Origin of the sequence: Streptococcus suis (genome assembly GCF_002964045.1) — a bacterium.
Classification (GTDB): Bacteria; Bacillota; Bacilli; order Lactobacillales; family Streptococcaceae; genus Streptococcus; species Streptococcus suis_U.
The window spans coordinates 1-323 of record NZ_POPB01000371.1; the positions used below are offsets into that span (position 1 = coordinate 1).

Genomic DNA, 323 nt, shown 5'->3' on the forward strand with positions numbered 1-323 from the left:
AACGCTTGCAGGTATTAGCGCTATCTATTCGTTCGGGCTATGAAAAGCATCAAGAGCTCTTGGTGGAAAAGGGTGAGGATAAGGTTGTGTTACAGTTGCGAAGCAGACTGTTAGGACAATTATTTGAATTAGATCAGCTCTATCAAAAAGTTGGAAAATATCTGAATGGATATGAAAGTAAAGAAGTTGTAGATACCTTGCAACTAAAATATCATTTAAAACTGCCAGAAGCTAAAACAGAAGAAAATACTGACACACAGGTTTCTACTGGTGGTAATGCTGTGATGGATGAACAAGGCATGATAGCGGATTTAGCTCCTGAA

General features: G+C 38.4%; 1 pseudogene. It reads left to right on the forward strand.

Annotation, left to right across the window (positions count from 1 at the left end):
* Window positions 1-323, forward strand: a pseudogene (locus tag C1E99_RS09300) (hypothetical protein); the annotation flags it as partial.